Consider the following 2,623-nt stretch of genomic DNA (forward strand, 5'->3'; position numbering starts at 1 on the left):
GCCCCTATTGCCGGGCACTCTTTGCCATATGAGCCGTGCGTTCGTATGTGCGGAGCTGGATGCCGCAATGAGAGAACATCCTGTCACCAGCAACGACCGATGGCCCGCGGCCGTGCCCCGGTCTCGGGCCGTCTCGGCTCGGGCCGGTCACAACGGCGGCCCAAGCGTTGACCGGCACCGCCGCCCGATGCGGTCGGCCCGGTCAGGCTGGTCAGCGGATCCCGTTGAACAGGTCGCTCTCGGGCAACGTGCCCACTTCGATCAACGATCGGGCGAGCTGGTAATCCTCGGTCGGCCATGCCTCGCGCTGGATCTCGAGCGGGATACGGAACCACGGCCCGTTCGGGTCCACCTGGGTCGCGTGGGCCAGCAGCGCGCGGTCACGGGTCTCGAAGAAGTCTCCGCACGGCACCCTGGTGGTGATCCGACCGGAGTCACCCGCACGGTCTACCCACTTCAGCAGGCTGTCGGCATAAGGCGATTCGCGCCCACTGGCGACCATGGCGTCGTGCAGGGCAAGCAGGCGCGCCTTGTGGAACGTTTGGTGATAGTAAAGTTTGAAGGGCTGCCAAGGCGACAGACCGGCGCCATCGCCGACCTCCGGATAACGCCGCGAGTCGCCCGCGGCTTCGAACGCCTCAATCGTGATCTTGTGGTTCATGATGTGATCGGGATGAGGATAACCGCCGTTCTCATCATAGGTGACCACAACCTGCGGCCGGAACTCCCGTATCAGTTTGATCAGCGGCCTGGCCGCGTCAGCCAGCGGCACGAGCGCGAAGCATCCTTCCGGCAGCGGCGGCGGTGGGTCGCCCGTTGGCAGACCGGAGTCGTGGAAGCCCAGCCAGACCTGTTGGACTCCAAGAATACGGCGCGCGTGCTCCATCTCGGCCCGCCGCAGCTCTGGCAGGCGCGCGTGGACCTCCGGTCGATCAAGATCGGGATTCAGCACGGTGCCCGCCTCACCACCCGTGCAGGTCACCACGAGTACCTCGACGCCCTCATGAACGTAACGGGCCATGCTCGCCGCGCCCTTGCTGGACTCGTCGTCGGGGTGGGCGTGCACCGCCATGAGTCGCAGGCCATCCCCGCTGGTCGCCTCAGACATGCCACCATTGTCCCCGATGCCTCCAGCGACCTCGCCGACCGAGCCACCGCGGCCCTCCCAGCCGGGAGGGCCGCGCGCGCCTCGCTTCCCGCTGCGCTGGCTCGATATCCCGTGGCTTGGTGGAATGAGAGTGGCTCCCTGGTTTCTGCTGGCGGCGCTCCTCGTCGTCATGCTCGCGGCGGTCGGTGCCGGGTGGGTCCAGGGCCGGCCGGATCGGCTCGACTACGCCACCCGCGCCTTCCGGATCAGTGGGACACAGGCGCAGCTGACGTTCGATGTGGAAAAGTCACCCAACGCCGTGGCACAATGCACTGTCCGCGCACGCTCCCGGGATAACCAGATCGTCGGCCGGCGCACCGACATCGTCGTCGGTCCGGCTACAAACGGTCAACGGGTCACGACCGTAAAGGTCACACTGACCACATCCCAGGAGGCGAACGTGGTCGAGGTCGAGGACTGTCAGATCACCCGCGCCGGCTGACAACCGCACGGGAATGCTGACGCGCAATCAGGGCACAGCCGTGCCCTGATTCGTCGCGTACGGCGAGCAATGACGCTTGCCCACGCGGAGTTTCCCAGCTGGGATCGTCAACTGTTAGGCTGGGCGTTTGCCCCCGCCCGTACTTCCAACCCTGACCCAACCATCCTCAGTTCCGACAAGCTCCATCTTCCTATCAATCTTTACCATCAAATAGACAATTCCGACCCAACGATGGACCGAACGAGATACAGCCGAACTCGTCATGATCCGGTCATATGCGTGCGGCCCATCGAGATACCGGCGACCGGCAGAGCAGAGATCATGGTTCTGGCTCGCGCGGCCGGCGGCCCCAGGCAACGTAAGGAGCGTGACGCGTGTCGCAGCAGACGTGGCTGACCCAGGAGGCGTACGACCGGCTCCGCGGGGAGCTCGACCACCTCACCGGGACCGGTCGTGTCGAGATCGCCAACAAGATCGAAGCTGCTCGCGAGGAGGGCGACCTCAAGGAGAACGGCGGCTACCACGCGGCCAAGGAAGAACAGGGCAAGATGGAGTCGCGCATCCGGCAGCTCACCGATCTGCTGCGTGACGCGCGAGTCGGTGAAGCTCCGCAGTTCAACGGCGCGGCAGGTCCGGGCACTGTGGTCGAGGTCCGCTTCCCCGGGGACGACGACACCGAGAAGTTCCTGATCGGATCCCGCGAGGATCACAGCACATCACTTGAGGTGTACTCGGCGCAGTCACCGCTCGGTGGAGCGGTTGCCGGCCACAAGGCAGGTGACACCGTGACCTACACCTTGCCCAACGGCCGCCCGGCCCGGGTCGCGATCGTCTCGGTGGCGCCTTACCACCGCTGATCTCCACGTATCTCCGCTGGTCCGCTCCGGGCTTCCGGCCGTGCGACCGTGTCCTTGACGGCCTGGGTGTCTCTGCCATCTTGTCTCGCCCGCCGCCCAACGCCATGATCGCACGGCCCGGGACGCAGCCAGCCCCGCCCGCCATCCGGACCAGCACACCGCCGGCTTCCCCGGACC

The 2,623-nt window shown here is 66.1% G+C and carries 3 protein-coding genes; 2 read left to right on the forward strand and 1 reads right to left on the reverse strand.

The window, feature by feature from the left end; translation table 11 throughout:
• Positions 1–211 precede the first annotated feature (211 nt).
• Positions 212–1,108 carry a mycothiol conjugate amidase Mca gene (gene mca, locus MJ797_RS10385; RefSeq protein WP_239334109.1) on the reverse strand — a complete coding sequence of 299 codons (897 nt, stop codon included), beginning with the start codon at positions 1,106–1,108 and terminating at the stop codon, positions 212–214.
• Between the two features lie 130 nt (positions 1,109–1,238).
• Here mca and MJ797_RS10390 point away from each other — a divergent pair, with 130 nt between their 5' ends.
• Together MJ797_RS10390 and greA are read left to right on the forward strand one after the other, a co-directional pair.
• Positions 1,239–1,589: a DUF4307 domain-containing protein gene (locus tag MJ797_RS10390; protein WP_239334110.1), complete on the forward strand. Its 351-nt coding sequence runs from the start codon at positions 1,239–1,241 to the stop codon at positions 1,587–1,589.
• Between the two features lie 374 nt (positions 1,590–1,963).
• Complete coding sequence (gene greA / locus MJ797_RS10395; protein ID WP_239309250.1) at positions 1,964–2,446, forward strand: transcription elongation factor GreA; 483 nt, start codon at positions 1,964–1,966, stop codon at positions 2,444–2,446.
• Positions 2,447–2,623 lie beyond the last annotated feature (177 nt).

The sequence above is a fragment of the Protofrankia sp. CiP3 genome (genome assembly GCF_917627345.1).
Classification (GTDB): Bacteria; Actinomycetota; Actinomycetes; order Frankiales; family Frankiaceae; genus Protofrankia.